This is a genomic window from Pseudomonas sp. AC463 (assembly GCF_979253585.1).
On the sequence record NZ_CEEDDZ010000028.1, the window covers coordinates 1 to 26,666 of the forward strand.

At 61.2% G+C, this 26,666-nt stretch carries 21 protein-coding genes and 6 tRNA genes; 16 read left to right on the top strand and 11 right to left on the bottom strand.

Annotated features, from left to right (window positions below; translation table 11 throughout):
• Position 1 precedes the first annotated feature (1 nt).
• Together AC0IYH_RS26405 and AC0IYH_RS26410 are read left to right on the top strand one after the other, a co-directional pair.
• Positions 2 to 77 (top strand) — tRNA-Glu (locus tag AC0IYH_RS26405).
• Between the two features lie 3 nt (positions 78 to 80).
• Positions 81 to 156: transfer RNA gene (locus AC0IYH_RS26410), tRNA-Gly, on the top strand.
• Positions 157 to 259: 103 nt separating this feature from the next.
• On the opposite strand, the gene AC0IYH_RS26415 is transcribed toward AC0IYH_RS26410, so the two are convergent.
• Both AC0IYH_RS26415 and AC0IYH_RS26420 read right to left on the bottom strand, forming a co-directional pair.
• Positions 260 to 1,999, bottom strand: a complete 1,740-nt coding sequence (locus tag AC0IYH_RS26415) for a dipeptidase (protein WP_471836996.1) — start codon at positions 1,997 to 1,999, stop codon at positions 260 to 262.
• A 135-nt stretch (positions 2,000 to 2,134) separates the two neighbouring features.
• Positions 2,135 to 2,761, bottom strand: a complete 627-nt coding sequence (locus AC0IYH_RS26420; RefSeq protein WP_471836998.1) for an alanyl-tRNA editing protein — start codon at positions 2,759 to 2,761, stop codon at positions 2,135 to 2,137.
• 89 nt (positions 2,762 to 2,850) lie between these two features.
• Here AC0IYH_RS26420 and AC0IYH_RS26425 point away from each other — a divergent pair, with 89 nt between their 5' ends.
• A complete protein-coding gene (locus AC0IYH_RS26425; protein ID WP_471837000.1) occupies positions 2,851 to 3,783 on the top strand; it encodes a LysR family transcriptional regulator in 933 nt (310 codons plus the stop codon).
• A 66-nt stretch (positions 3,784 to 3,849) separates the two neighbouring features.
• On the opposite strand, the gene AC0IYH_RS26430 is transcribed toward AC0IYH_RS26425, so the two are convergent.
• Together AC0IYH_RS26430 and AC0IYH_RS26435 are read right to left on the bottom strand one after the other, a co-directional pair.
• Positions 3,850 to 4,257 (bottom strand): PA2817 family protein, encoded by a 408-nt coding sequence (locus tag AC0IYH_RS26430; RefSeq protein WP_003172871.1) that lies wholly within the window; start codon positions 4,255 to 4,257, stop codon positions 3,850 to 3,852.
• Between the two features lie 75 nt (positions 4,258 to 4,332).
• A complete protein-coding gene (locus AC0IYH_RS26435; RefSeq protein WP_471837003.1) occupies positions 4,333 to 6,780 on the bottom strand; it encodes an acyl-CoA dehydrogenase in 2,448 nt (815 codons plus the stop codon).
• A 158-nt stretch (positions 6,781 to 6,938) separates the two neighbouring features.
• Between AC0IYH_RS26435 and AC0IYH_RS26440 the strand changes: the two genes are divergently transcribed.
• The 4 genes from AC0IYH_RS26440 (at position 6,939) to AC0IYH_RS26455 (ending at position 10,116) form a co-directional block, all read left to right on the top strand.
• Positions 6,939 to 7,598, top strand: a complete 660-nt coding sequence (locus AC0IYH_RS26440; protein ID WP_471837005.1) for a transglutaminase-like domain-containing protein — start codon at positions 6,939 to 6,941, stop codon at positions 7,596 to 7,598.
• Positions 7,599 to 7,655: 57 nt separating this feature from the next.
• Positions 7,656 to 8,273 carry a glutathione S-transferase family protein gene (locus tag AC0IYH_RS26445; protein WP_471837007.1) on the top strand — a complete coding sequence of 206 codons (618 nt, stop codon included), beginning with the start codon at positions 7,656 to 7,658 and terminating at the stop codon, positions 8,271 to 8,273.
• A gap of 134 nt (positions 8,274 to 8,407) precedes the next feature.
• On the top strand, positions 8,408 to 9,340 hold the full coding sequence (locus tag AC0IYH_RS26450) for an ABC transporter ATP-binding protein (protein ID WP_116630413.1): 933 nt from the start codon (positions 8,408 to 8,410) through the stop codon (positions 9,338 to 9,340).
• Positions 9,337 to 10,116 (top strand): ABC transporter permease, encoded by a 780-nt coding sequence (locus tag AC0IYH_RS26455; RefSeq protein ID WP_116630412.1) that lies wholly within the window; start codon positions 9,337 to 9,339, stop codon positions 10,114 to 10,116. The genes AC0IYH_RS26450 and AC0IYH_RS26455 overlap by 4 nt, the downstream gene beginning before the upstream one ends.
• A gap of 72 nt (positions 10,117 to 10,188) precedes the next feature.
• Here the strand turns inward: AC0IYH_RS26455 and AC0IYH_RS26460 are convergent, their stop codons facing one another.
• A complete protein-coding gene (locus AC0IYH_RS26460) occupies positions 10,189 to 10,728 on the bottom strand; it encodes a TetR/AcrR family transcriptional regulator (RefSeq protein WP_471837009.1) in 540 nt (179 codons plus the stop codon).
• 91 nt (positions 10,729 to 10,819) lie between these two features.
• On the opposite strand from AC0IYH_RS26460, the gene AC0IYH_RS26465 reads away from it, so the two are divergent.
• The 3 genes from AC0IYH_RS26465 (at position 10,820) to AC0IYH_RS26475 (ending at position 15,172) form a co-directional block, all read left to right on the top strand.
• A complete protein-coding gene (locus AC0IYH_RS26465) occupies positions 10,820 to 12,019 on the top strand; it encodes an MFS transporter (protein ID WP_471837011.1) in 1,200 nt (399 codons plus the stop codon).
• A 77-nt stretch (positions 12,020 to 12,096) separates the two neighbouring features.
• Positions 12,097 to 13,245 carry a TDT family transporter gene (locus AC0IYH_RS26470; RefSeq protein ID WP_471837013.1) on the top strand — a complete coding sequence of 383 codons (1,149 nt, stop codon included), beginning with the start codon at positions 12,097 to 12,099 and terminating at the stop codon, positions 13,243 to 13,245.
• A 58-nt stretch (positions 13,246 to 13,303) separates the two neighbouring features.
• Positions 13,304 to 15,172 carry an MFS transporter gene (locus AC0IYH_RS26475; RefSeq protein ID WP_471837015.1) on the top strand — a complete coding sequence of 623 codons (1,869 nt, stop codon included), beginning with the start codon at positions 13,304 to 13,306 and terminating at the stop codon, positions 15,170 to 15,172.
• 124 nt (positions 15,173 to 15,296) lie between these two features.
• On the opposite strand, the gene sugE is transcribed toward AC0IYH_RS26475, so the two are convergent.
• The 3 genes from sugE to rdgC form a co-directional block, all read right to left on the bottom strand.
• Positions 15,297 to 15,611, bottom strand: a complete 315-nt coding sequence (sugE, locus tag AC0IYH_RS26480) for a quaternary ammonium compound efflux SMR transporter SugE (protein WP_003237114.1) — start codon at positions 15,609 to 15,611, stop codon at positions 15,297 to 15,299.
• A 107-nt stretch (positions 15,612 to 15,718) separates the two neighbouring features.
• The gene (locus AC0IYH_RS26485; RefSeq protein ID WP_122772858.1) at positions 15,719 to 16,684 is read right to left on the bottom strand and encodes a bile acid:sodium symporter family protein; all 966 of its coding nucleotides are present in this window, start codon (positions 16,682 to 16,684) and stop codon (positions 15,719 to 15,721) included.
• A 156-nt stretch (positions 16,685 to 16,840) separates the two neighbouring features.
• A complete protein-coding gene (gene rdgC, locus AC0IYH_RS26490) occupies positions 16,841 to 17,761 on the bottom strand; it encodes a recombination-associated protein RdgC (protein ID WP_027607105.1) in 921 nt (306 codons plus the stop codon).
• 159 nt (positions 17,762 to 17,920) lie between these two features.
• On the opposite strand from rdgC, the gene AC0IYH_RS26495 reads away from it, so the two are divergent.
• Together AC0IYH_RS26495 and AC0IYH_RS26500 are read left to right on the top strand one after the other, a co-directional pair.
• Positions 17,921 to 17,996, top strand: a tRNA-Val gene (locus AC0IYH_RS26495).
• Positions 17,997 to 18,015: 19 nt separating this feature from the next.
• A tRNA-Asp gene (locus tag AC0IYH_RS26500) sits at positions 18,016 to 18,092 on the top strand.
• A 144-nt stretch (positions 18,093 to 18,236) separates the two neighbouring features.
• On the opposite strand, the gene AC0IYH_RS26505 is transcribed toward AC0IYH_RS26500, so the two are convergent.
• The 3 genes from AC0IYH_RS26505 to AC0IYH_RS26515 form a co-directional block, all read right to left on the bottom strand.
• A complete protein-coding gene (locus AC0IYH_RS26505; protein ID WP_471837018.1) occupies positions 18,237 to 20,675 on the bottom strand; it encodes a TonB-dependent siderophore receptor in 2,439 nt (812 codons plus the stop codon).
• A gap of 78 nt (positions 20,676 to 20,753) precedes the next feature.
• Positions 20,754 to 21,737, bottom strand: a complete 984-nt coding sequence (locus AC0IYH_RS26510; protein ID WP_122772860.1) for a FecR domain-containing protein — start codon at positions 21,735 to 21,737, stop codon at positions 20,754 to 20,756.
• Positions 21,738 to 21,743: 6 nt separating this feature from the next.
• Entirely contained in the window at positions 21,744 to 22,262 is a 519-nt protein-coding gene (locus AC0IYH_RS26515; protein WP_116630403.1) for a sigma-70 family RNA polymerase sigma factor, read from the bottom strand.
• 201 nt (positions 22,263 to 22,463) lie between these two features.
• Here AC0IYH_RS26515 and AC0IYH_RS26520 point away from each other — a divergent pair.
• From AC0IYH_RS26520 to AC0IYH_RS26535, 4 genes are all read left to right on the top strand, one after another.
• Positions 22,464 to 22,539 (top strand) — tRNA-Val (locus AC0IYH_RS26520).
• Between the two features lie 19 nt (positions 22,540 to 22,558).
• A tRNA-Asp gene (locus AC0IYH_RS26525) sits at positions 22,559 to 22,635 on the top strand.
• Between the two features lie 321 nt (positions 22,636 to 22,956).
• Positions 22,957 to 24,540 carry a BCCT family transporter gene (locus AC0IYH_RS26530; protein ID WP_471837020.1) on the top strand — a complete coding sequence of 528 codons (1,584 nt, stop codon included), beginning with the start codon at positions 22,957 to 22,959 and terminating at the stop codon, positions 24,538 to 24,540.
• An 84-nt stretch (positions 24,541 to 24,624) separates the two neighbouring features.
• Positions 24,625 to 26,631 carry a CocE/NonD family hydrolase gene (locus AC0IYH_RS26535; protein WP_471837022.1) on the top strand — a complete coding sequence of 669 codons (2,007 nt, stop codon included), beginning with the start codon at positions 24,625 to 24,627 and terminating at the stop codon, positions 26,629 to 26,631.
• Positions 26,632 to 26,666 lie beyond the last annotated feature (35 nt).

Genomic DNA, 26,666 nt, shown 5'->3' on the forward strand with positions numbered 1-26,666 from the left:
TGTCCCCTTCGTCTAGTGGCCTAGGACACCGCCCTTTCACGGCGGTAACAGGGGTTCGAGTCCCCTAGGGGACGCCATTTGCGGGAATAGCTCAGTTGGTAGAGCACGACCTTGCCAAGGTCGGGGTCGCGAGTTCGAGTCTCGTTTCCCGCTCCATATTCAACGAAAACGCCGATCAGCAATGATCGGCGTTTTTGTTTGCGCGTCATTTATAGCGGTCGAAAAAAAGCCCGCCATTGCGGCGGGCTCCGTTTCATGCTCAGAGCTTCGGCAACTGCCCGATACGGCCCATCATTTCCGTGACGATCTGCAGGTCCAGCAGGAACTGGTCAACCGTCTTGAACTCGTTGTCGGTGTGCCCGGTGTATTTCACTTCCGGGCGCGCCAGGCCGAATTGCACGCCGTTGGGCAGTTCATGCACCGAGGTCGCGCCGGCTGAGGTCCCGAACTTGTGCTCCATGCCCAGGTTTTCTGTGGCCACGGCCAGCAGCGCCTTCACCCATTCACCTTCCGGGTTGCGGTACATCGGTTCGGCAACCGAGTAGGTGAAGTCAACCTTGACCTTGGTTCGCTTGTCCCAGGCGCTCAGTTTGTCGGCAATCTCTGCCTTGAGTTTTTCCGGCGACTTGCCCTTCGGCACGCGCAGGTTCACTGCGAGTTTGAAGGCTTTGTCGTCCAGGCCGACAAAGGTCAGCGAGGTGGTCAGCGGCCCCATGAAATCATCGGCGAAACCAACACCCAACTTGCCGCCCAGGTAATCCAGGCCCCAGTTGTCGGCCGCATAACGCGCGGCGTCGGTGATGTGGTTGTGCTTGAGGGCGATCTTGCCGTCGACGCGGTGGATCAGCTCCAGCATGCGTGCCACCGGGTTGATCCCGGATTCCGGCTCGGAGGAATGCGCCGATACGCCGGTCACCGTCAGCTTGACCTCTTTGCCGACCACCTTGGCCGCGACCTCGAAATCGCCGCCATTGGCCTTCGCATATTCAGTGCCGGCTTTTTGCAGGCTGGCGGCCAGCTCGGTAGGCTTGTCGCTCACGAACGTGGCAACCGAAGCCGACGGAATCTGATTGGTGGCCATGCCACCGGTCATCGCGATGACCTCGGCGCCTTGGCCTTCGCCCTTGCGACGCGGGAAGGTCGCCATGACCGTGCCGTAACCCTTCTCGGCAATCACCACCGGATAGCCACCATCCAGCGCCAGGTTGTACTGCGGCGTCGGGTTCTTTTCGAAGTAATAGGGAATGGCATCCCCGGAGGTTTCTTCGGTGGTATCCACCAGCAGCTTGAAGTTGCGCGCGAGCGGCAGCTTTTCTTCCTTGATCACTTTCATCGCGTACATGGCCACCACGATGCCGTTTTTGTCATCCTCGGTACCACGGCCGTACATGCGGTCGCCGATCAGCGTGACCTTGAACGGGTCGAGCTTGGTGCCGTCCTTCAGCACCCAGTTTTCCGGGGTCACCGGCACCACGTCGGCGTGGGCGTGGATGCCCACCACTTCATCGCCGCTGCCTTCCAGGGAAATTTCATACACGCGATTGTCGACGTTGCGGAAGTTCAGGTTGAAGTCTTTTGCCAGGGCCTGGATCTTGCCCGCGATCTTGATGAATTGCGGGTTTTTGTACTGGGGCAGGCCGTCCACGTTGAAGGTCGGGATTTCCACCAGTTCGCGGAGGGTTTCGAGGGCGGCCTTGCCGTATTTCACTCGGGTATAAATGCCCAGCAGGCGATGGATTTCATTCTGCTGGTCGGCGTTCAGAGTTTTGTTGTCGAGGAAGGCGCTGATCGCCGGGCCCACGTCGCTGGTTTTACCCAGGTCACCCTTGGCCAGGGTGCCGAGGAAACCGCGAAAATCAGTGACGGACGTTTCGTTGAAGCTCTTGATGATCGCCGTGCTTTGATCAGCTGTGATGTTGGCGAAGGCCGGCGTGGAGATCGCCGAAAAGCTGGCCGCGAACAGGGTGGCAACCGCCAGTTGCTTAAGGGGAAAGTGCATTGCTGAAGGCATTCCTTTGCAAGGAGAAAGTAGGGTATTCCTGATCAAGATGTCAGAAATATTTCCACACACTAACACTGCAAAGGTGTGCCAGGGGAGATCACAGTGAGGCTTATCTAAAAACTCAATAGCCCCTTAATCGAGGGTGTAGCGCACCGACAGCGCGCCTTTTTTCTCCGACAGGGCGAGAATCGTGACTTGTCCCAGTTCTCCCAGCGCTTGCACGTGGGTGCCGCCACAGGCGTAGGCGGGCAGCTCGCCGAAGCCGACTTCGCGGGTGCCGTCCTGCAGGCTCATATGGCGGGGGTAGTCCGCGCTGATCAATTGGTTGATCTGCTGCTGAATCGCCTCGGCTTCCATGGCTTGCGCGTTTTCACCACGGATAAACGTCACCTTGCCTTCGCCCGGCCAGTGATGCGCCTTGATCGGCAGCCAGCCCAGGGTTTCGCCAACATTACCGATCAGGTGCCCGGCGGAATGCAGCCGGGAGTGCAGGGCGCGGCGCGGTGCATCGACGCGCGCGATGATTGGGCCAGGCGCTACCGGTTTTTCGACGTAATGCACCACGCGATCGGCTTCCTGGGTGACGCGTAGCACCTGGCTGTCGCCGAGCCAGCCGGTGTCGAAAGGTTGCCCGCCACCCTGGGGGTGAAAGATCGTCGACTGCAGGGTGACGGCGTAATGGTCGTCGTGCGGTGTGCAGCTCAACACTTCAAGCTCGGCGGTCAGGTGGTCATGGGTGAAAAACAGGCGCTCGGTCATCATCTACATCCGCTTCAAGGTTCTGCGAGCAGTATAAATAGTGCGTCGATGAGTGATAATCCGCTCAACTATCAATGGACCTGTGCGTTATGAGCATCAATCTTCCTTTGCCGCTGCTGGGCGAAATGGCGATTTTCGTCAAAGTAGTGGAAGCGGGCAGCTTTTCAGCGGCGGCGCGGCAATTGAGCGTTTCGCCCTCTGCGGTCAGCCGCAGTATTTCGCGCCTGGAGCAGGGGTTGGCGACCCGATTGCTGCAACGCACTACGCGCAAACTGCGCCTCAGCGAGGGCGGTGAAGAGGTGTTCAAGCGTTGCCAGGAGATGGTCAACGCCGCGCGCTCGGTGATGGAAATCAGCGGCCAGTTCAACCATGAAGCCGAGGGCCTGGTGCGGGTCAGCGTGCCCAAGTCGGTGGGGCGGTTTGTGGTGCACCCGCATATGCCCGAATTCCTGCGGCGTTACCCCAAGGTCGACGTGCAATTGATCCTTGAAGACCGGCATGTGGACCTGATCGATGACAACGTGGACCTGAGCATCCGTATCACCGACAGCCCGCCGCCGGGGTTGGTGGGGCGCCAATTGTTGCCCATCGAGCATTTGCTCTGTGCAACGCCGCAGTATCTGGCCGAGCAGGGCACGCCGGTTCATCCCCATGATTTGCTGGCGCACAGTTGCATCTACCTCGGCGAAACGCCGGGAGACTCACGCTGGAAGTTTCGCCAGGCGGGCAAGGCGGTGACGGTGGGCGTGCGCGGGCGGTATGCGGCGAACCACACTGGGGTGCGCCTGGATGCAGTGTTGCAGCATGTGGGGATTGGCAGCTTGCCATATTTCACGGCGCGGCATGCCCTCGAGGAGGGGCGGCTGGTGCAGGTGTTGCCGGAGTGGGATTTTATTGCGTCCTACCATGGCGAGGCGTGGTTACTGCATTCGCCGACGCGGTATCTGTCGCCGAAGTTGCGGGTGTTTATTGACTATCTGGTGGAGTGCATGGCGAAAGAGCCGACGTTGCGTCGACGGTAGGAATACAGGCCACATGTGGGAGGGGGCAAGCCCCCTCCCATATTTTGATTTGTAGTGTCCTGTGGATCAGTGCTTGCTCTGATCCTGCGGCATGGCCAGCAGCTGCTTTTCCTGGTTCCAGTCGAACGGTTCGTCGTTCAGCTCGGCTTCATGGCGACGTTCTTCCAGGGCCTGGTACAGGTCCAGTTCTTCGTCGGGCATGAAGTGCAGGCAATCGCCGCCGAAGAACCACAGCAGGTCGCGCGGTACCAGATGGGCGATCTGCGGGTAGCGCAGGATGACCTGGCTCATCAGGTCCTGGCCCAGGTACTGGCTTTCGATCGGGTCGATCGGCAGCAGCGCGCGCAATTCATCGAAGCGCTCCAGGAACAGGGTGTGGCTTTCCTCGGGCACCTGTTCGGCTTCGCCGACGGCTACCAGGATGCTGCGCAGGTGGTCGAGCAAGACGAGATGATCGGCAACGACGTTGGACACGAGATAAGTCCTCTAAAGCAAAAACGGGCGCGAGAGTATATAGCTCTCGCGCCCGTATTTATATGACCGCTGGCGTCAGCGGACTTTACCCTCGGCCTGAGTCAGCTCTTCCTTGCTGAAATCATCCACGTCGATCACCTTGCGTCGCGCCGCTTCGGCGTCACGCAGGGTTTGCGCTTCGGCCGGTTGCAGTACTCCGGCGTGCAGCGCGGCGTCGATGGCATGTTCGCCGGCGGTCGGTTTGACCTGGCCGTTTTTGAGTGCGGAGTGCAGTTTTTTCTGCAGCGGATGGCTGGCGCCGAGCAGGTCGTAGGCATGTTGCAGGGCGCCGACCGGATCCTCTGCGGATTGCGGGCGGTAGCAGCCGGCCAGCAACTCTTCCAGGGTCGGGTCGCCCTTGGCGCGGCCGATCACTGCGGCGACTTCGGCATCCAGTGCATCGGATGGCCCTTTGTGGCGACGCCCGAACGGGAACACGATCACTCGCAGCAGGCAGCCGAGTACCTTGTTCGGGAAGTTGCTCAGCAATTCATCCAGTGCGCGCTCCGACTCACCGAGGCTCTCTTCCATGGCCCAGGCGAACAGCGGCGCCAGGTGGTCCGGCGAATCCAGGTCGTGATAACGCTTGAGCGCCGCCGAAGCCAGGTACATATGGCTCAGCACATCCCCCAGGCGCGCGGACAGGCGTTCGCGGCGCTTCAACTCGCCGCCCAGCAGCATCATGCTCAGGTCGGCGAGCAGGGCAAAAGCGGCCGCCTGGCGGTTCAGCGCACGGAAATAACCCTGGCTCAAACGGTTGCCCGGGGCTTTCTCGAAGTGGCCAAGGCCAAGGTTCAGCACCAGGGTGCTGGCGGCGTTGCTCACGGCAAAGCCGATATGTTGCATCAGCAGGCCGTCGAACTCCTTCAGCGCCTGGTCGTGGTCTTCGCGACCGGCCAGGGCCATTTCCTTGAGCACAAACGGATGGCAGCGAATCGCGCCCTGGCCAAAGATCATCAGGTTGCGGGAAAGGATATTCGCGCCTTCCACGGTGATGAAGATCGGCGCGCCCTGCCAGCTGCGGCCCAGGTAGTTGTTCGGGCCCATGATGATGCCCTTGCCGCCGTGCACGTCCATGGCGTGGCTGATGCACTCACGGCCGCGCTCGGTCAGGTGGTACTTGAGGATCGCCGACAGCACCGAGGGTTTTTCCCCCAGGTCGACGGCGTTGGCCGTGAGCATGCGCGCGCTGTCCATCAGCCAGGCGTTGCCGCCGATACGCGCCAGGGCTTCCTGGATACCTTCGAAGGCCGACAGCGGTACGTTGAATTGTTCGCGCACCTGAGCGTACTGGCCGGTGACCAGGCTGGTGAACTTGGCCGCGCCGGTGCCGACCGCAGGCAGGGAGATCGAACGGCCTACCGACAGGCAATTCATCAGCATCATCCAGCCCTTGCCGAGCATCTCCTGGCCACCGATCAGGAATTCCAGCGGGATGAATACGTCCTTGCCGGAGTTGGGGCCGTTCATGAACGCGGCGCCCAAGGGCAGGTGGCGACGGCCGATTTCCACACCTGGGGTGTCAGTGGGGATGAGTGCCAGGCTGATGCCCAAGTCTTCCTCGTCGCCCAGCAGATGGTCCGGGTCATGGGCCTTGAAGGCCAGGCCGAGCAGGGTCGCGACGGGCCCTAGGGTGATGTAGCGTTTTTCCCAGTTCAGGCGCAGCCCGAGGGTTTCCTTGCCTTCCCATTCGCCTTTGCAGATCACCCCGGTGTCGGGCATCGCGCCGGCGTCGGAGCCGGCCAGCGGGCCAGTGAGGGCGAAGCACGGGATGTCATCGCCACGCGCCAGGCGTGGCAGGTAGTGGTTGCGTTGTTCGTCGGTGCCGTAATGCAGCAGCAGCTCGGCCGGGCCGAGGGAGTTGGGCACCATCACGGTGGACGCCAGGTCACCGCTGCGGGTGGCGAGTTTCATCGCGACCTGGGAGTGGGCATAGGCGGAAAAGCCTTTGCCGCCGTATTCCTTGGGAATGATCAGGGCGAAAAAGCCGTGGGTCTTGATGTGCTCCCAGGCGGCGGGCGGCAGGTCCATGGCCTGGCCGATTTCCCAGTCGCTGACCATCGCGCAGAGTTCTTCGGTAGGGCCGTCGATAAACGCCTGTTCTTCTTCGGTCAGTTGCACCTTGGGGTAGGCCAGCAACTTGTCCCAGTCGGGGCGACCGCTGAACAGTTCGCCGTCCCACCACACGGTGCCGGCGTCGATGGCGTCGCGTTCGGTTTCCGACATCGGCGGCAGGACTTTCTGGAACCAGCTGAACAGCGGCTTGGTGAAGTATTGGCGGCGCAGGTCGGGCAGCAGCAGGGGGGCGGCAACGGCGGCGATCAGCAGCCAGAAGATCAACAACAGCCAACCCGGTGCATGGCTCCAGGCGCCCATCGCCAGCAGGTAAACGGCGACCACGCCCAACGCGGGCAGGGGCGCGACGCGGCGATGTGCGAGGTAGGCAATGCCGACCACCAGAACCAGTATCCACAACAACAGCATATTCAATCCTCCGTGAAACCAGGGGCGAAACCAACAAGGAGCTTAGTCGGCATCCGAACTAGCGGGGTGATCAGGGTGTTACGAGATTTGGCCGAATCGTCGTTATCGCCATGGCTGGCCTGTCGTTAGACTCCAGGCTTACCTCGGAGATAAAGCTCATGGATACGTACCTGAGTCCCAGCCGCTTCATCGATAGTGACCACCCTGCGGTGGTGGAGTTCGCAGAGAAACACCGCGGAACCCGTGCGGATTTACGTGACCAGGCAGTCAGTCTTTATTACGCGGTGCGTGAGGCGATTCGCTACAACCCCTACACCTTCAGCCGCGACCCAGACACCCTGAGCGCCAGCCACGCGCTGGCCACCCGCGAGAGTTACTGCGTGCCCAAAGCCACGCTGCTTGCCGCCTGCGCGCGGCACTGCGGCATCCCCGCGCGCATCGGCCTGGCGGACGTGCGCAATCACCTGTCGACGCCACGCCTGATCGCGTTGCTCAAGAGCGATGTGTTCGCCATGCACGGTTACACCGAGTTGTGGCTGGACGGGCGTTGGGTCAAGGCCACGCCGGCGTTCAACAGTCAGTTGTGTGAGTTTTTCGATGTACCACCATTGGAATTCGACGGGATCAACGACAGCGTTTTCCATGCCTTCAACCGCCAGGGCCTGCGCTCGATGGAGTACGTGGTGGATCACGGGCAGTTTTCTGACGTGCCCGAGGGATTTTTCTTCGCGCATCTTCAGCAGTGTTACCCACACCTGTTTGCCGATGACCTGCCAGCCCTGTTGGGCGATATGCACAGCGATTTAAGCCGCGCGTGAACCGGCGTATGCTGCTGCGTTCCTCTAAGCCATGTTCATCAACAATAAGGCGCGGTCATGCTGAAAATCTGGGGTCGTAAAAATTCATCAAACGTCAGGAAAGCACTCTGGTGCGCCGAGGAACTCGGCCTGGACTATGAGGCAATTGATGCGGGCGGGGCTTTTGGTGTGGTCGACACCCCGCAATACCGGGCGTTGAACCCCAACGGCCGGGTACCGATGATCGAAGACGGTGACTTTGTACTGTGGGAATCCAACACCATCGTGCGTTATCTGTGTGCCAAGCACGCGTCGGACTTTTACCCAACTGATGTGCAAGCCCGCGCCAACGCGGAAAAATGGATGGACTGGACCACCTCGACCCTGGCCGACCCGTTCAAGGCGGTGTTCTGGGGCATCCTGCGCACCCCGGCGGAAAAACAGAACTGGGACAGCATCAATGCCGGGCGCCAGGCCTGTATCGAAGCATTGAAAACGGTCGACCAGGCCCTCGCCACACAGCCTTACCTGTCGGGCACCGCGTTTGGCATGGGGGATATTCCCCTGGGCTGCTTCGCCTACGCCTGGTTCGAAATGCCCATCGAACGCCCGGCAATGCCCCATCTGGAGGCCTGGTACCAGCGCCTGCAGCAACGCCCGGCGTACCGCAAAGCGGTGATGACCGCGTTGACTTAATACCCACTATTAATACGGGTGACTGTACTTGTGCGGCGCGGGCAAGCACCATGCTTTCCCTGCGCAGCCGTTGAACTACGCGCGCTGCGCCCCCATCTACTCTTTCTATTCCCTTCTTTGGTGCGTATTCCGATATGAGTTCCGCTCTGTCCATCCGGCAGCTAACCAAAACCTACGGCAACGGTTTCCAGGCCCTGAGTGGTATCGATCTGGACGTTGCCGAAGGTGACTTCTTCGCCTTGCTCGGCCCCAACGGTGCCGGCAAATCCACCACCATCGGTATCCTTTCCACCCTGGTCAACAAGACCAGCGGCACGGTGAATATCTTCGGTCACGACCTGGACAAATCCCCGGCGGCGCTCAAGCGCTCCATCGGTGTGGTGCCCCAGGAGTTCAACTTCAACCAGTTTGAAAAGACCTTCGACATCGTCGTGACTCAGGCCGGCTACTACGGCATCCCGGCGAAAATCGCCAAGGAACGCGCCGAGCAGTACCTGACCCAACTCGGCCTGTGGGACAAGCGTGACGTGCCGTCGCGCTCACTGTCCGGCGGCATGAAGCGCCGCCTGATGATCGCTCGCGCATTGGTGCATGAGCCGCGCCTGTTGATTCTCGATGAGCCTACCGCCGGCGTCGATATCGAACTGCGCCGCTCGATGTGGACCTTCCTCACCGAGCTGAACGAGAAGGGCATCACCATCATCCTCACCACCCATTACCTGGAGGAGGCTGAGCAACTGTGCCGCAACATCGGCATCATCGACCACGGCACCATCGTCGAGAACACCAGCATGCGTAACCTGCTGGGCCAGTTGCATGTGGAAACCTTTTTGCTCGACCTGAAAAACAACTTGTCGGCACCGCCGCAGCTGCTCGGCTACCCCAGCCGCCTGGTGGACAGCCATACCCTGGAAGTCCAGGTGGACAAAGCCATGGGCATCACCGCGCTGTTCACGCAGTTGGCGACCCAGAACATCGAGGTGCTGAGCCTGCGTAACAAAACCAATCGCCTTGAGGAGTTGTTCGTGTCCCTGGTGGAGAAAAATCTGACGAAGGTGGCGGTATGAGTTCCGAACTGCAACCCAACCTCGTCGCGCTGCAAACCATCGTTTATCGCGAAGTGAAACGCTTTACCCGGATCTGGCCGCAGACCCTGCTGCCGCCGGCGATCACCATGGTCCTGTACTTCGTGATCTTCGGTAACCTGATCGGCCGGCAGATCGGTGACATGGGTGGTTTCACCTACATGGAGTACATCGTGCCGGGCCTGATCATGATGTCGGTGATCACCAACTCATACGGCAACGTGGTGTCGAGCTTTTTCGGCAGCAAGTTCCAGCGTTCCATCGAAGAACTGATGGTGTCGCCGGTTTCGCCGCACACCATCCTGATCGGCTACACCCTGGGCGGCGTGCTGCGCGGCTTGATGGTGGGGGTGATCGTGACGATCCTGTCGCTGTTCTTCACGCACCTGCAGGTGCATCACTTGGGGGTCACTATTCTGGTGGTGGTGCTGACGGCGACGATCTTCTCGCTGCTGGGTTTCATCAACGCGGTGTTTGCACGCAACTTCGATGATATCTCGATCATCCCAACCTTCGTGCTCACGCCGCTGACCTACCTGGGCGGGGTGTTCTATTCCATCACCTTGCTGCCGCCGTTCTGGCAGACGGTGTCGCTGGCCAACCCGGTGTTGCACATGGTCAATGCTTTCCGCTACGGCATCCTGGGGGTTTCGGATATCAAGATCAGCGTGGCAATCACCTTTATGATCGTGGCCACGATCGTCTTGTATATCGGTTGCGCGCGGTTGCTGGTGAGTGGGCGCGGGATGCGTACATAACTGCTGACCTTAACCGGGTCAAAAATGTGGGAGGGGGCAAGCCCCCTCCCACATTTGTTTTGTGTAGGTCTTTTAGATTTTCAATGCCAGCTCGATTTGGGCGTGTAACTCTTGCACCGTCAGCGGCGCAGTCGAAAACAAAATCCGAAACACCGTCGGCGCCGCGATCAGGTTGATCAAGTGGTCCACGCTCGGCGGTGTGCTGTCGGGATAGCGATCCACAATCGCCTGCAGCTGCCCACTCAGGATGCTCACGCAGTACCCCGGCGTCACACTGCATTGCAGGTCGCGCATCATGTTGCGGCCCGGCTCGGAACTCATCTCATCCAGGTATTGCTCGGCCCACGCCTGCAAGTCGCCACGCAGGCTGCCGGTGTTGGCCGGTTCGCTGTCCGGGCGCATGCGTGCCAGGGCCACATCCGCGAGCAGCACGCCAAGGTCACCCCAACGGCGGTAGATGGTCGAGGGTGTGACGCCTGCGCGCGCGGCAATCATCGGCACGGTGATGCTGGAGCGCTCATGGGCTTCCAGCAGTTCACGCACGGCCGAATGGACGGATTCTTGTACCCGGGCACTGCGGCCCCCCGGGCGGAGGCCTTCTTTTATCGCCATGCTTGCGACCTTAACACAAAGAATTTGCTTTAAGAGCTGGCGAGTAGCACACTCCGCAAAAGCAAAATATTAGCTTTAGCGGAGCGTGCCCATGTCCAGTCCCACTTCTCATCGTTCCAGCCTGGTGTTCCTCGCGATCACCTTGCTGACGTTCCTGGCCGCGTCCAGCGCGCCGACGCCGTTGTATCACCTGTATCAGGAAGGCCTGCATTTTTCGGCCGGCATGCTCACGCTGATCTTTGGTGTGTACGCCTTGAGCCTGCTGGCGGCGCTGTTGACCGTGGGTTCGCTGTCGGACCACCTGGGGCGCAAGCCGGTGATTTTTGCCGCGCTGGTCCTGAATATGTTGGCGATGCTGCTGTTTATCAATGAAGGCAGCGTGGCCTGGCTGATTGCCGCGCGCACCCTGCAAGGGTTTGCCACCGGCATGGCCACTGCGGTGCTGGGTGCGGCGCTGCTGGATACCGACCGCCAGCAGGGCCCGCTGGTCAACAGTGTGGCGCCGCTGCTGGGCATGGCGTGCGGGGCGATGGGCAGCAGTTTGCTGGTGGAATTCGCGCCGCTGCCGACCCAGTTGATTTATTGCACGTTGCTGCTGTTGATGGTGTTGCAGGCCGTGTATGTGTGGCGCCTGCCGGAAAGCGTCAGCCGTATTCCGGGTGCGTTGGCCTCGCTGCGTCCGACGTTGCATGTGCCGCCCCAGGCGCGGCGGGCGTTGTGGCTGTCGTTGCCGGTGGATGTGGCGGTGTGGGCGATGGGCGGCTTCTATCTGTCTCTGGCGCCGTCGCTGGTGCGGGCGGCCACCGGTTCGACGTCCAACCTGATCGGTGGCGGCCTGGTAGCGGTGCTGACTCTGAGCGGTGCGCTGATGATCTTCAGCCTGCGCAATCGCCCTGCGGCCAAGGTGCTGCGCCTCGGCGCCGGGTTGCTGGCGATCGGCGTGGCGCTGATCCTCACGGCCGTGCACAGCGCCAGCCTGCCGCTGTTTTTCATCGCCACCCTGATCGCCGGCGGCGGCTTTGGCGCAGGTTTCCTGGGGGCCTTGCGCAGCGTGGTACCGCTGGCCTTGCCCCATGAGCGGGCGGGCTTGATGTCGGCATTTTATGTATTGAGTTACCTGGCGTTCTGCCTGCCGTCATTGTTGGCGGGCAACCTGATCCGCAGTTTCGGCCTGATCGCGACCACCGACGGCTACGGCGCAATCCTGATTTTGCTGGCGCTGAGTGCCCTGGCGGCGCTGATGTGGCAGGAACGCCGCCCGGCTTATATTGGCAAAACAGATAACAGTTAGAGATATTACCCGTTATATAGATATTCGATCAGGTTCTACCATGGGCTCAACCTCATACGAGGAAGAGGACTGCCATCATGACCTGCTCCAATATCATCAGTTACAAACCTTTCAGTCACCTGACCCGTCCCCGGGAAGTGATTCGCCAGTTCACCCCCAACTGGTTTGCCGCGACCATGGGCACCGGTGTGCTGGCGTTGGCCCTGGCGCAACTGCCGGTCAACCTGCCGGGTTTGCATGCCATCGCCGAGGGGCTGTGGCTGTTCACCATAGGCCTGTTCATGCTGTTCAGCGTCTTGTATGCCGCGCGCTGGGTGATGTTTTTCCATGAGGCGCGGCGCATCTTCGGGCACTCCACGGTGTCGATGTTCTTCGGCACCATTCCCATGGGGTTGGCCACGATTCTCAACGGTTTGCTGCTGTTTGGCCTGCCGCGCTGGGGCGTCGATGTGATCCCCTTGGCCGAAGCCCTGTGGTGGCTGGATGTGGCGATGGCCTTGGCCTGCGGGGTGTTGATCCCGTTCATGATGTTTACCCGCCAGGAACACAGCATCGACCAGATGACCGCCGTCTGGCTGTTGCCGGTGGTCGCAGCCGAAGTCGCGGCGGCCAGCGGTGGCCTGTTGGCGCCGCACCTGGCCGATGCCCACGGGCAACTGGTGATGCTGGTCACCAGCTATGTGCTGTGGGCATTTTCCCTGCCGGTGGCGTTCAGCATCTTGACCATCCTCATGCTGCGCATGGCCCTGCATAAGCTGCCCCACGCGAATATGGCGGCATCCAGCTGGCTGGCACTCGGCCCCATCGGCACCGGCGCCCTGGGCATGTTGCTGCTCGGTGGCGACGCACCGGCCATTTTTGCCGCCAGCGGCCTGCCTGGAGTGGGTGAAATCGCCAACGGCCTGGGCCTGGTGGCGGGCATTACCCTGTGGGGCTTCGGCTTGTGGTGGATGCTGATCGCGGTGTTGATCACCTTGCGTTACCTGCGCGCCGGCATCCCGTTCAATCTGGGGTGGTGGGGCTTCACCTTTCCGCTGGGCGTTTATGCCCTGGCCACGCTGAAGCTGGCGAGCTTGCTGCGCCTGGGCTTCTTCAGCGTGTTCGGCAGCGTGCTGGTGGTGGCGTTGGCGCTGATGTGGCTGATCGTGGCCAAGCGCACGGTGCAGGGAGCTTATAAAGGTGAGCTTTTTGTTTCGCCCTGCATTGCAGGACTAGGGAATAAGTAAGCGGAGTTAGGTAAAGTCGTGGCCTGAACCAATAACAGGCCACGCAGGAACACGGACGATGAGCCACCCCTCACAATTCACCTTGCTGCGCACACGGCGCTTTCTGCCGTTTTTCATCACCCAGTTGCTGGGCGCCTTCAACGACAACATCTTCAAGCAATCGCTGATCCTGGCGATTCTCTACAAACTCGCCATCGACGGTGACCGCGCCATTTGGGTCAACCTGTGCGCGTTGCTGTTTATCCTGCCGTTTTTCCTGTTCTCGGCACTCGCCGGGCAGTTCGGCGAGAAATTCAACAAGGATGCGTTGATCCGCGCGATCAAGGTCGGCGAGATCGTGATCATGGCCGTCGGCGCCACGGGTTTTCTGTTCAATCACCTGGAGTTGATGCTGCTGGCGCTGTTTGCCATGGGCACGCACTCGGCGCTGTTCGGCCCGGTGAAGTACTCGATCATGCCCCAGGCCTTGCGCGACGATGAGCTGGTGGGCGGCAACGGCCTGGTGGAAATGGGCACGTTCCTGGCAATCCTCGCCGGCACCATTGGCGCGGGGGTGATGATGTCGTCTACCCATTACGCGCCGGTGGTGGCGGTGGCGATTGTCGGCGTCGCGGTGCTGGGTTACCTCGCCAGCCGCAGCATTCCGCGCGCGGCGGCGTCTACTCCGCAACTGCGCCTGGACTGGAATATCTTCACCCAGTCCTGGGCCACCCTGCGCATGGGCCTGGGGCAGACGCCGGCGGTGTCGCGCTCGATTGTCGGCAACTCATGGTTCTGGTTTGTCGGGGCGATTTACCTCACGCAGATCCCGGCTTACGCCAAAGAGTGGCTGTACGGCGACGAAACCGTGGTGACGCTGATTCTCACGGTGTTCTCGGTGGGCATCGCCCTCGGTTCGATGCTCTGCGAAAAACTCTCCGGGCGTAAGGTCGAAATCGGCCTGGTACCGTTCGGCTCCTTTGGCCTGACCGTGTTCGGCCTGTTGCTGTGGTGGCACTCCGGCGGTTTCCCGCAGAACGTGCAGGCCAACGACTGGCTGGCCGTGCTGGGTTACGGCCAGGCCTGGTGGGTGTTGTTCGATATCCTTGGCCTGGGTGTATTCGGCGGCTTCTATATTGTGCCGCTGTACGCGCTGATCCAGTCGCGTACCGCCGAGAACGAGCGCGCGCGGGTGATCGCCGCCAACAACATTCTCAACGCGCTGTTCATGGTGGTGTCGGCGATTGTGTCGATCCTGCTGCTGAGCGTGGCCAAGCTGTCGATCCCCGAGCTGTTCCTGGTGGTGTCGCTGCTCAACATCGCGGTCAACGCCTATATCTTCAAGATCGTCCCCGAGTTCACCATGCGCTTCATGATCTGGCTGCTCGGCCATTCCATGTACCGCGTGGAGCATCGCAACCTGGAGGCCATCCCCGACGAAGGCGCGGCCTTGCTGGTGTGCAACCACGTGTCGTTTGTCGATGCGCTGTTGATTGCCGGTTCGGTGCGTAGGCCGATTCGCTTTGTCATGTACTACAAGATCTTCCGTTTGCCGGTGCTGAATTTCATCTTCCGCACCGCCGGGGCGATTCCGATTGCCGGGCGTAATGAAGACATCCAGATCTACGAAAAGGCCTTCACGCGGATCGCCCATTACCTGAAGGAAGGCGAGTTGGTGTGCATCTTCCCCGAAGGCAAGTTGACGGCTGACGGTGAGATGAACGAGTTCCGTGGTGGGGTGACGCGGATTCTGGAGGAGACGCCGGTGCCGGTGATTCCGATGGCGTTGCAGGGGTTGTGGGGGAGTTTCTTCAGCCGCGATCCGAACAAGGGCTTCTTTCACCGGATCTGGTCGCGGGTGGTGTTGGTGGCGGGGGAGGCGGTTGACGAGCCTACGCCGGCCCGGTTGCTGGAGGTGGTGGGCGGGTTGCGCGGGGGTGTCAGGTAGATTTGTGTTGAATGTGCCGGCCTCATCGGGGGCAAGTCGAATCGTCGCACCGCCCCTCCCACATGTTGATTTGTGAACACCTTCAAAATGTGGGAGGGGGCTTGCCCCCGATGGCGGTAGTGCCCTAGGTACTGATCTTGAGCCCAATCAGTCCACAAATAATCAACGCCACACTCGCCAACCGAAACAGCGCCATGGATTCCCCAAACAGGATAATCCCGGCAATCACGGTGCCCACGGCCCCCACCCCGGTCCAGATGGCATAGGCGGTGCCCAGCGGTAATTCCTTCATCGCCAGCCCCAGCAGGCCGAGGCTGATGGCCATCGCGGCGATCGTCAGGGCGGTGGGCAGGGGCTTGCTGAAACCGTCGGTGTACTTCAGGCCGACGGCCCAGCCGACTTCGAACAACCCGGCAAAAAACAGAATGATCCAGGACATGTTGACCTCGCTTGCATAGGCGGGGTCGTCCCCGGATTGTGCGCCTCGACAGCGTCGCGAGGTCGTCCCCGCGAAGCTGGCTAGAGTGCCTAAAACGGATCAAACGATCAAGTTTGCGGGGTGTTCTCCAGCACGCGGCGGTCTTCCTTTTCGCTCATGCGGCGGAAGTAGGTCGACAGCAACGCCCCGGAAATATTGTGCCAGACGCTGAACAGCGCGCTCGGCACCGCCGCCAAGGGCGAGAAGTGCGCGCTGGCCAATGCGGCGCCCAGCCCGGAGTTCTGCATGCCCACCTCCAGCGCCAGCGACTTGCGCTGGGCCAATGGCAGTTTGAACACGCGGCCGGTGAAGTAGCCCAGCAGGTAGCCGAAGCTGTTGTGCAGCATCACCACGGCCATGATCAACAGGCCCGACTCGGCGATCTTCGCCTGGCTGGCGGCCACCACCGCCGCGACGATAATCACGATGCTGACCACCGACACCAGCGGCAACACCTCCACCGCATGGCGCACCCGCTCGCCGAGCACGCGCTGCGCGACCACGCCGAGCACTATCGGCAGCAACACCACCTGCAGGATCGACCAGAACAACTCCATGAACGACACCGGCAGCCAGGCCGACGCCAGCAGCCAGATCAGCGCCGGCGTGAGCAGCGGGGCGAGGAGGGTGGTGACGGCCGCGATGGCCACCGACAGCGCCAGGTCACCGCGTGCCAGCCAGGTCATCACGTTGGACGAGGTGCCGCTTGGGCAGCAGCCGACCAGAATCACGCCGACGGCGATTTCCGGCGGCAGGTGAAAGGCCTGGCACAGCAGCCAGGCCACGCCCGGCATGATCACAAAATGCGCGACCACGCCCAGGGCCACGCGCCACGGGTGGCGGGCAACTTCGGCGAAGTCTTCGAGTTTGAGGGTCAGCCCCATGCCGAACATCACCAGGCCCAGCAGCGGGACGATGGCGCTTTTCAGGCCGATGAACCAGCCGGGTTCGAGGAAGGCGACGACGGCGAAAATCAACACCCAGTAGGCGAAGGTATTGCCGACGAAGCGGCTCAGGGCGGCGAGTGCGCGCATGGGGGTGTCCTTGTTGTTAGATTCTTGAAATGCAAATGCAATCAAATGTGCGAGGGGGCTTGCCCCCGATAGCGGTGGGTCAGTTAAACAGGTATCAACTGACACTCCCTCATCGGCGGCAAGCCCCCTCCCACATGTTGATCTTCACTCGGCTTATTAGATGCCTTGTGGGGTTTCTTCGCCGCCCAGCGCTTCAATCAGCGCCGGCAGGAAATCACCAAACGTCAGCATCATCAAGGTAAAGCTGGCATCCAGTTGGCCCAGGGCCTCTTCGCCGCCGTCCTGTTCGGCCTGGTCTTGCAGCAGGTCTTCGAACTTCAGGCGCTTGACGGTCATCTTGTCGTCGAGCATAAACGACAGCTTGTCCTGCCAGGCCAGCGACAGCTGGGTCACGACCTTGCCGGTGGTCAGGTGCAGCTGGATTTCTTCGCCGGTCAGGTCCTGGCGCTTGCAGCGCACAATGCCGCCGTCTTCATGGGTGTCGCGCAGTTCGCATTCGTCGAGGACGAAGAAGTCATCGGCCGGTTTCTGGGTGGTGACCCAGTCGGTCATGATTGCGGTTGGCGCAGTTTTTACCGTCAGTGGGCGAACCGGCAAGGTGCCGATCACTTCACGCAGGGTCGACAACAGGTCTTCGGCGCGCTTGGGGCTGGCCGAGTTGACCAGGATCAGGCCTTGCTTCGGCGCGATGGCGGCGAAGGTGGACGAGCGACGGATAAAGGCGCGCGGCAGGAAGGCCTGGATGATTTCATCCTTGATCTGGTCGCGTTCCTTCTTATAGACCTTGCGCATTTGCTCGGCCTCGATCTCTTCGACTTTCTCCTTGAGTGCATCACGCACCACGCTGCCCGGCAGGATGCGTTCTTCCTTGCGCGCGGCGATCAGCAGGAAGTCACCGCTGACGTGAACCAGGGGAGCGTCTTCACCTTTACCGAACGGTGCGACGAAACCGTAAGTGGTCAACTCCTGGCTTGCACACGGGCGCGCCAGCTTGGTGGCCATGGCCGCTTCCAACGCCTCGGCATCAACAGGCAGATCTTGGGTCAGGCGATAGATAAGCAGGTTCTTGAACCACATGGGGTGAGTCTCTCCTTTATACAAAGGGGGGCATTATTGTCTTGATCCGGGCTGAGGCCAACCCTGCCTAAGCCATTGGAAGGCCTCAAAAAAAAGATTTAAGAAAGTGCTTGCCAGACCCAGGGTCGCTCCGTAGAATGCGCGCCACACCGAAGCGAAGGGTGATTAGCTCAGCTGGGAGAGCGTCTGCCTTACAAGCAGAATGTCGGCGGTTCGATCCCGTCATCACCCACCATTCGTTTTATGTGTTACGCGCAGCGGTAGTTCAGTCGGTTAGAATACCGGCCTGTCACGCCGGGGGTCGCGGGTTCGAGTCCCGTCCGCTGCGCCATATTCGGTAACCTGGAACACTGAACGCCAGGTCACCACAAGAAGCCCGCTCATTGAGCGGGCTTTTTTTTCGTCTGCGATTTGTGCAGGAGCCGGCTTGTTGTGCTGAGGGAGCAAGCGCCCTCAGCACAAGGTGTGTTGGCGCTTAGAAATCCCAGCGGGTGGTCACCATGACGTTGCGTGGCTCACCGTAGGCGGCGGAGTTATAGAAGCCAATATTGGTGTAATAGCTCTTGTCGAAGATATTGTTGACGTTCAGCGTCGCCGACAGGTTCTTGCTGATCTGGTATTTGCTCATCAGGTCCACGAGCCAATACGCCTCCTGGGAAAACTCTTCGTAGCCGCCACGCGGGCTGTTGTAGATGTCCTGCCAACCCACGCTTTGCCAGCGAACGCCGCCGCCGACGGTCAACTTGTCCAGGTTGCCCTTGAGTTTGTACGTGGTGTACAGCTTGACCTGGTCTTCCGGCTCGAAGGTGGAGATCTTCACGCCCTTCTCGTCGCGCACAATCTTGTGGGTGTAGCCAGCCTGCAGCTGCCAGCCAGGCGCGATTTCGCCGGACATCTCCACTTCATAACCTTTGGTCACCGCCTTGCTGCTCTTATAGGCGTAGTTGTTGGGTGTGGGCTTGAGGTTGTTGTACTCGTCGTCGGACAGCGCGCGGTTGGACTCGTGGATTTCAAAGTAGGCGGCGCTGGCATTCACTCGACCGTCGAGATAGTCGGCCTTGATACCCAGTTCCCAGTTCTGGCCTTCATCCGGTTCCAGCAGTTTGTTGTCGCGGTCGCGGTTGTAGTTTTCCTGCGGCATGAAGATATCGGTGTAGCTGGCGTAGACCGCGTAGGTGTCATTCAGGTCATAGACTGCGCCGACATACGGCACGACGCGCCCGGACTCGCGATAGCTGGGGTTGTAGCCGGTGACCTGATAGTTGACCAGGCGCGCACCGAGCAACACCTTGAGGTCGTCGGCAAGGTTCAGGCGCGTGGTCGCGTACGCGCCGGTCTGGCGCACGGTGTCGTCGATCAGTGATTGCGCCTTGCCCCAGTCCGGCATCGTTGCGTGGCCGTGCCAGTTGTTGAAGTCGACGATATTGGGGTCCAGGTTCCAATAGCCTTTGCCTTGCCATTGCGACGCGCTGATCGAGCCGCCAAGCACCAGTTCATGTTCACGCCCGCCGAGACTGAACGGGCCGCTGACATACAGGTCGGCGGAGTCGCTGACGGTTTCCCCGGTGTATTTGCCCGAGGTCAGTTGCGCGGCGCCATCCGGCTGCGGCTGGTCGCCCTGGATCGAGCCCATCAGCGCGTGGTAGCCGTTGATCTTGTGGTCCAGTTGCAGCTTGCTCACCCAGCCATTGCCCAAGTCATGTTCGAGCATGGCGAACACGGTGCGGGTGTATTGCTCCCAACTGCTCCACTCGGCGGCGTCGTTGAACGAACGCTTGACGCTGTTGCGATTGCCCTGGGAGTTGATCAGCGGAAAGCTGCCCGACCAGGACGAGCCTTTTGGCAGCGTGTCCTGGTAGTCGCCGCCTACGGTCAGCAGGGTGTCGGGCGACAGGTCGAACTCCATGATGCCGTAGTACGTCGGGCTCTTGCGCGAGTAGTGGTCCATGAACGAATGCTTGTCCTGGTAGGCCGCCACGGCCCGGCCGCGCACGTTGCCGCTGTCGGTCAGCGGGCCGCTGACATCCAGTTCACTGCGGTAGTTGTCCCATGAGCCCGCGCCGAGGGTGGCGTGGCCTTGGAAATCGGCGGTGGGTTTCTTGCGCACCAGGTTGATCGTGGCGCCGAGTGAGCCGGCGCCGGTGAGCAGGCCGGTGGCGCCCTTGAGCACTTCGACGCGGTCGTAGATCGCCATGTCGCTCAGGGTGTTGCCCGCCGAGTAGGCGACGTTACGCGCGGTGGAAGGGATGCCGTCGTACTGGAAGTTGTTGATCGAGAAGCCGCGCGCATAGTAGTTGCTGCGCTCGGTGTCGAAGGCCGACACGGTGATGCCGGGCGTGTGGCGCATCACGTCGTCCACATTGGTCAGGCCGAAATCATCCATGTGCTGGCGGGTGATCACGGAGACCGATTGCGGGGTTTCCTTGGGCGTCAGCACCAGGCGGGTCGAGGTCGCGAGCGTGCCAGGGGTGTAGGAACCAGTGCCTTCGGTGATATTGCCCAGTTGGGTGGCGCTGACTTGGGTCGGGCTCAGTTCCATGGTGCCGTCGCTGGCAATGGGCGCCGGTTGCAGGGCGTAGACCTGGTCACCTTTTACCGCGCGATAACCGCTGCCCAGCAGCAATAGGTCGAAACCGTCCTGGATGCCATAGCTCCCCTTGAGGCCAGGGCCGTTGAGACCTTCCAGTTCATGGGACTGGAACACGATAGCCACGCCGGCCTGTTGGGCAAAGCGATTGAGCGAGTTGCCCAGTGGCCCGGCAGGGATGTCAAAGGCCTGGGCGGCGACGTTGAGCGTCTGCGCCTGGGCCAGGGCCAGGTTGGCGTACATCACGCTCGAGCTGAGCAGGGCCAGGGAAAGTGGCGCGCTTTTGAGCAGGCCAAAGCGACCGCGTGGGGAGGCAGGGGTGTGCATGGGAGAGGCAATCCTTTACTTGTCGAATTACCTTGCTTGACGGGTAACCTCGGAAAAACCGGAAGCAAATGCGAATAATTATTTTTTGGCCGTGTGTTCGCGGTCCACGACGATCAGCCACGGCGTGAAGCTGCGCACCTTGATCGGCAAGGTCTGCGCCAGTAGTTGCAGGGCGTGGTCGCTGTCATCCAGGGGAATGACGGCCGATACGCGCAGGCTTTGCAGCGCGGCGCGATCAAATTGCAGGTGCCCGGACCGGTGCCGCGCGATCTCATCGAGCACGTCGGGCAGGGGGCGGTTCTCCACCACCAATTGGTGGCGACGCCAGGCCTCGTTGATGCTGGCGGGGTCGATAGTGCCGGCCAGGCGTACGCTGTTCGAACTCATCCGGGCCTGGGAGCCGGCATCCACTTCCAGTGTCTGCTGGGCGTTCGCGCTTTGCGCGGCCACCCGTGATTGCAACATGCTCAGCACGGTAACGTCGCCCTCGCGCTTGACCACAAACCGCGTGCCCAGCGCACGCAGGGTGCCTTGCGGCGTCTGTACGATAAAGGCGCGTGTGCTGTCGTGGGCGACGTCTACCAGGATCTCGCCTTGCAGCAGTTCGATGCGGCGCTGCCAGGCATCGAAGTGCAGGTTCGCGGCACTGGCGCCGTTCAGCGTCAGCGTCGACCCATCTGCCAACTGCAGGGTCTGCCATTGGTCTGGGCCATTGCGCACATCGGCCGTCCACTGTTGGGGGTAAGGGCTGAGGAGTAGCGCCGCCGCCGGCAGGGCCAGGCTGCCCGCCAGCAGCAGGGCACGCAATGCATTCTTGCCGCGGCGCGGTTTGTGGTGCGCGAACGCCGCGCTCAAGGCTGCCCGCGCCGGGGCTTTTTTGCCTCGCAAGGCCTGCATCCGGGTGATGACGGCTTCCATGCGCGCAGCGGCGGCAGCGTAGTGGGGGCCTTGTTGTTTCCAGCATTCGAACGCCACGCGCTGAGCCTCACTCAGCTCACCCTCGTGCAGGCGCAGCAGCCATTCGGCCGCTTGTTCTTCGATCTGTTGGTGGGCGTCGGACATGGGCGCTCAAGTATCCATACTGTGCCCGCAGTGCATCAGTGCCTGGATCAGGTATTTGCGCACGGTGCGTTCAGACAGCTTGAGGTGACGGGCGATCTGTTGCTGGGTCATTTCTTCGAGGTAATACAGCACGAACGCCTCGCGGGAGTACGCGTGCATGCCTTCCAGGAGAAAGGCGATCTGTTCGAGGGCTTCGAGGGTAGTGTGGATCTGCTCCGGGGACTGGAACCCCTCCAGCGCATCCATCGTCAGCGCCAGTTCTTGCAGATAGGCCTGTTCGATCTGTTTGCGTCGCGACTGGTCAATGATCAGGCGCCTGGCGGTGGTACTCAGATAGGCCCGGGGTTCACGGATGCCGGCGACGCATTCACGGGTATTGAGAATGCGTGCAAAAGTGTCCTGCGCCAGGTCGGCTGCGTTCTGGCGACAGCCCAGCTTGCGCCGCAGCCACGTCAGTAACCAGCCATGATGCTCGCTGTAGAGCTGGGTTATTTCCCGTTGGAATGGCGGTTCACCCACTGACATAGGCGTGGCCCAAGTGTTATTGAGAATGGTTTCTAATTGTGAGGCCAAGCATCGGGTAAACGCAATAGACTCGCGTTTACTTGAGCAGAAGCCCGTTTTTACAGGGGTTGCGCCAGGCTTGAGAAAATATTTCAAATAAATTGCATTTAAATCAACACATTGCGAATTTTTGGTATATGATGCCGCCCACACCGAAACGAAGGGTGATTAGCTCAGCTGGGAGAGCGTCTGCCTTACAAGCAGAATGTCGGCGGTTCGATCCCGTCATCACCCACCATTCGTTTTATGTGTTACGCGCAGCGGTAGTTCAGTCGGTTAGAATACCGGCCTGTCACGCCGGGGGTCGCGGGTTCGAGTCCCGTCCGCTGCGCCATATTCGGTAACCTGGAACACTGAACGCCAGGTCACCACAAGAAGCCCGCTCATTGAGCGGGCTTTTTTTTGCCTGCGATTTGACCTCCCCACGCGTTGCCGTTGTGCACTGCAAAGTCGCCATGAACTGTGCTGGTGCGTCATGACGTGGGGGAATACCCCCATGCACATTGGTCGATTGCGCCTCCTGCCGCTTAAACGGTTATCTATAGCCACGCGAAGACTTCCAGGCGAGCTACCGGCAGCAGGACGCTGCGGTGCCCGCTCTCTAAATAATGGCCTTTCAAGGCATAAAAATAGTCTGCAAGGGGAATGGCACCATATGAAATATCCATTGCGTGCGTTGGTGTTCTGGCCAACGTTCCTGATTCTGCTGGCGGCGGTGATCGCCAGCTACATCGACCTGCAGGCGTTCCTGTCGGTCAGCAAGCAGCTCAACAGTCTCATCCTCAACAACTTCTCCTGGCTGTTCAGCGCCGGCTCGTTTGCCATGGTGGTGTTGACCGCCATCGTCTACTTTTCGCCCTTGGGCAAGGTGCGCATCGGGGGTGAAGACGCCAAGCCGCTGCTGAGCAAATGGCGCTGGTTCATGGTGGCGCTGTGCACCACGCTGGCGGTGGGGGTGTTGTTCTGGACCACCGCCGAGCCGCTCTATCACCTGTATGGGCCGCCCACCAGCCTGCCGATCGAGGCGGGCAGCGCGGCGGCTAAAAGCTTTGCCATGTCGACGATGTTCCTGCACTGGACCATCACCCCTTACGCGATTTACCTGGTGCCCTCGCTGGTGTTCGCGCTGGTGTTCTACAACCGTCGCAGCCGTTTCTCCATCGGCGCGATGCTGGAGCCCCTGCTCGGCGAGGCCCGAGTGCGGCGCTATGCCGGGCTGATCGACACCCTGGCGATGTTCGCCCTGGTGGCAGGCATGGCCTCGTCCCTGGGCACCGGCGCACTGACTCTGTCGGGCGGCCTTAGCCAATACATCGGCGGCGAAACCACGCCGTTCCGTTTGGCGATCATCATCGCGATCATCGTCATCACCTTCGTCGCCTCAGCCGCCAGCGGCCTGCAGCGTGGCATTGTGATGCTGTCGTCGTTCAACACCTGGATCATGCTGGCCCTGGGGTTGTTTGTGCTGTTGTGCGGGCCGACCCTGTACATGTTCAGCCTCGGCGTAGAGTCCCTCGGGGTTTACCTCGACACCTTCTTCAGCCGCAGCCTGTTCACCGGCGCCGCGAGTGGCGACACCTGGCCGCAGAGCTGGACGGTGTTCTACTGGTCGGTGTGGTTTGCCTGGGCACCGGTGAGTGCACTGTTCCTCGGCAAGATCGGGCGTGGCTACACCGTGCGCGAGTTCATCCACATCAACATGCTGTACCCGGCGCTGTTCACGGCGGTGTGGATTTGCATTTTCTCCGGCACCAGCCTGTACTTCGATGCGCTGGGCGATGGCAGCCTCAACCGCGTGCTCAACGAGCAGGGCGTGGAGCACGTGCTGTACCAGATGTTCCAGCAGTTGCCGGCCAGCGGCGTGATGATCGCGTTCCTGCTGTTCGTGGCATTTATCTCCTTCGTCACCGCGGCAGACTCCAGCACCGACGTGATCGCCAACCTGTGCAGCAAAGGCGTGACCGCCGACTCCGACCTGGACGGCAACCCGGCGCTGAAGATTGTGTGGGGTGTGATCATCGGCACGGTGTCGTGGGTGATGGTCGCCTTTGTCGGCATCGACGGGGTCAAGATGCTCTCCAACCTCGGCGGTTTGCCCGGAATGATCCTGGTGCTGCTGGCCAGTACCTCGCTGATCTTCTGGTTGAAAGACCCGACATTGCTGGAGGTGAAAAACCTGCAGCCCGCCACCGAACCCGACGTGCAGGGCGCCAGCCCCGTGCCGGAATTCGCCCGCTAAGCCATAGCCTCTGTGTGTCTCCCCATACGCTCCCGGCGAGCGTGGGGAGTCGTTTGCCTGCACTCAATGCGTTTGGAGTTACCGATGGAAATCGTTACCGAGTTTGCCTACAAGGTCCGTGAAATCGAGCATTGCCTGATCCCCCTCAAGGACGGCACTCAACTGGCCGCGCGCATCTGGCTGCCCGAGGTTGCCGGTTTGCAGACCTTTCCGGCGATCCTGGAATACCTGCCGTACCGCAAGCGCGACGGCACCGCCGTGCGTGATGCGCTGACCCATCCGTGGATGGCGGGGCAGGGCTATGTGTGCGTGCGCGTGGACATGCGCGGCAATGGCGAATCCCAAGGGCTGATGGCCGATGAATACCTGTTGCAGGAACAGGACGACGCCCTCGAAGTGATCGACTGGCTGTGCCAGCAGCCCTGGTGCGACGGCAAGGTCGGCATGATGGGCATCTCCTGGGGCGGCTTCAACGGTCTGCAAGTCGCGGCGCGCCAGCCCGAGGCGTTGAAGGCGATCATCACGTTGTGCTCCACCGATGACCGCTTTGCCGACGATATCCATTACAAGGGCGGCAACCTGCTGATGGAGAACTTCGGCTGGGCTGCGACCATGCTCAACTTCAGCGCGGCGGTGCCCGACCCGCTGTTGGTCGACGACTGGAAAACCCTCTGGCAGCAACGCCTGGAGGCCATGCCGCTGCTCGCCGAAACCTGGCTGCAGCACCAGACCCGCGATGACTATTGGCGCCACGGTTCGGTCTGCGAGGATTATTCGAAGATCAAGGCGGCAGTCTACGCCGTGGGCGGTTGGGGCGATGCCTACCGCAACACGGTCTCGCGCCTGATGGAAAATTTGCCCGGCCCGAAGAAAGCCATGATCGGCCCGTGGATTCACAAGTACCCGCATTTTGCCGTGCCCAATCCCGCCATCGGCTTCCTGCAAGAAGCCAAACGCTGGTGGGATCACTGGTTGAAGGGCATCGATAACGGGGTGATGGATGACGCAGCCTGCACCTTTTACCTACAGGACATTCTGCCGCCCAAGGGCAGTTACGCCGAGCGCCCCGGCATCTGGGTGCAGACGGCACGGTGGCCCGACCCACAGGTGCAGTGGACGGATTTCAGCCTCGATGAGCGCGGTCTCAACCCGGGCAACCAGGCGCTGGCCCACCCGCGCAGCATCTGCTCGCCGCTGACCACTGGCCTGCACCAGGGCGAATATTGCGCCATCTGGTTCGGCCCCGACGGCCCGACCGACCAACGCCGCGATGACGCCCATTCGCTGTGCTTCGACTCCCAGCCACTGACCGAACCCCTGGCCCTGCTCGGCGATGCGCGCCTCACGCTGCGCCTGGCCAGCGACACCGCCTGCGGGCAATTGGTGGCGCGTCTGAACGCGGTGGCGCCGGATGGGCAGGTCACGCAGATCAGTTACGGCGTGCTCAATCTCACGCTGCGTGAGGACTTATCCCGCGTGACGCCGGTGATTCCCGGTGAGCCGATGGACGTGCACCTCAACCTCGACCATATCGGCATGCGTGTGCCGGTCGGCTACCGCCTGCGCCTGGCCTTGAGCACCGCGAGTTTTCCGCTGCTGTGGCCGAGCCGCGAGTTGACCACCCTGACCCTGTTGCCGAGCCTGCAAAGCCTGCAACTGCCGGTGTTTACCGGCCAAGCTTTGGAGTGCCCCTTCGAGGCGCCGCAAGCCGCCACCCCGGCCAACCTGGAAATCCTGCGCGCCGCCGCGCCGAAACGCACCTTGATCGAAGACGTAGGCAGCGGCGAAGTCTGCGTGAAAATCGAAGACGACCTCGGCGCGATGCGCTTCAACGATCACGGCCTGTCGGTGGACCAGCGTTGCACCGAGCAATACCGCACCTTGCCGTGGGACCCGTTGTCGACCCGCGCCGATATCCACTGGCACTACCGCGTGGGCCGCGACGCCTGGGCCGTGGAGGTGGAAAGCCGCCTGAGCGTGCACGCCGATGCCGAGTGGTTCTATATAGAGGCGGAGCAGACGGCGTGGGAAAACGGCCAGTTGGAACACCGGCGGCAATGGAGCAAACGCGTGGCCAGGGTCGCGCTGTGAGTGAGCAACTGGCAGGATGCCTGCCTACGTGATCT

Excerpts from the sequence above, each read along its gene's own strand:
- AC0IYH_RS26475 (WP_471837015.1), top strand. The coding sequence starts at position 13,304 with ATGAGCCACCCCTCACAATTCACCTTGCTGCGCACACGGCGCTTTCTG.
- AC0IYH_RS26535 (WP_471837022.1), top strand. The coding sequence starts at position 24,625 with ATGGAAATCGTTACCGAGTTTGCCTACAAGGTCCGTGAAATCGAGCAT.
- AC0IYH_RS26515 (WP_116630403.1), bottom strand. The coding sequence starts at position 22,262 with ATGTCAGTGGGTGAACCGCCATTCCAACGGGAAATAACCCAGCTCTAC.
- AC0IYH_RS26450 (WP_116630413.1), top strand. The coding sequence starts at position 8,408 with ATGAGTTCCGCTCTGTCCATCCGGCAGCTAACCAAAACCTACGGCAAC.
- AC0IYH_RS26530 (WP_471837020.1), top strand. The coding sequence starts at position 22,957 with ATGAAATATCCATTGCGTGCGTTGGTGTTCTGGCCAACGTTCCTGATT.
- AC0IYH_RS26485 (WP_122772858.1), bottom strand. The coding sequence starts at position 16,684 with ATGCGCGCACTCGCCGCCCTGAGCCGCTTCGTCGGCAATACCTTCGCC.
- AC0IYH_RS26460 (WP_471837009.1), bottom strand. The coding sequence starts at position 10,728 with ATGGCGATAAAAGAAGGCCTCCGCCCGGGGGGCCGCAGTGCCCGGGTA.
- AC0IYH_RS26420 (WP_471836998.1), bottom strand. The coding sequence starts at position 2,761 with ATGACCGAGCGCCTGTTTTTCACCCATGACCACCTGACCGCCGAGCTT.
- AC0IYH_RS26470 (WP_471837013.1), top strand. The coding sequence starts at position 12,097 with ATGACCTGCTCCAATATCATCAGTTACAAACCTTTCAGTCACCTGACC.
- AC0IYH_RS26465 (WP_471837011.1), top strand. The coding sequence starts at position 10,820 with ATGTCCAGTCCCACTTCTCATCGTTCCAGCCTGGTGTTCCTCGCGATC.
- AC0IYH_RS26455 (WP_116630412.1), top strand. The coding sequence starts at position 9,337 with ATGAGTTCCGAACTGCAACCCAACCTCGTCGCGCTGCAAACCATCGTT.
- AC0IYH_RS26425 (WP_471837000.1), top strand. The coding sequence starts at position 2,851 with ATGAGCATCAATCTTCCTTTGCCGCTGCTGGGCGAAATGGCGATTTTC.
- AC0IYH_RS26445 (WP_471837007.1), top strand. The coding sequence starts at position 7,656 with ATGCTGAAAATCTGGGGTCGTAAAAATTCATCAAACGTCAGGAAAGCA.
- AC0IYH_RS26505 (WP_471837018.1), bottom strand. The coding sequence starts at position 20,675 with ATGCACACCCCTGCCTCCCCACGCGGTCGCTTTGGCCTGCTCAAAAGC.
- AC0IYH_RS26510 (WP_122772860.1), bottom strand. The coding sequence starts at position 21,737 with ATGTCCGACGCCCACCAACAGATCGAAGAACAAGCGGCCGAATGGCTG.
- sugE (WP_003237114.1), bottom strand. The coding sequence starts at position 15,611 with ATGTCCTGGATCATTCTGTTTTTTGCCGGGTTGTTCGAAGTCGGCTGG.
- AC0IYH_RS26435 (WP_471837003.1), bottom strand. The coding sequence starts at position 6,780 with ATGCTGTTGTTGTGGATACTGGTTCTGGTGGTCGGCATTGCCTACCTC.
- rdgC (WP_027607105.1), bottom strand. The coding sequence starts at position 17,761 with ATGTGGTTCAAGAACCTGCTTATCTATCGCCTGACCCAAGATCTGCCT.
- AC0IYH_RS26440 (WP_471837005.1), top strand. The coding sequence starts at position 6,939 with ATGGATACGTACCTGAGTCCCAGCCGCTTCATCGATAGTGACCACCCT.
- AC0IYH_RS26415 (WP_471836996.1), bottom strand. The coding sequence starts at position 1,999 with ATGCACTTTCCCCTTAAGCAACTGGCGGTTGCCACCCTGTTCGCGGCC.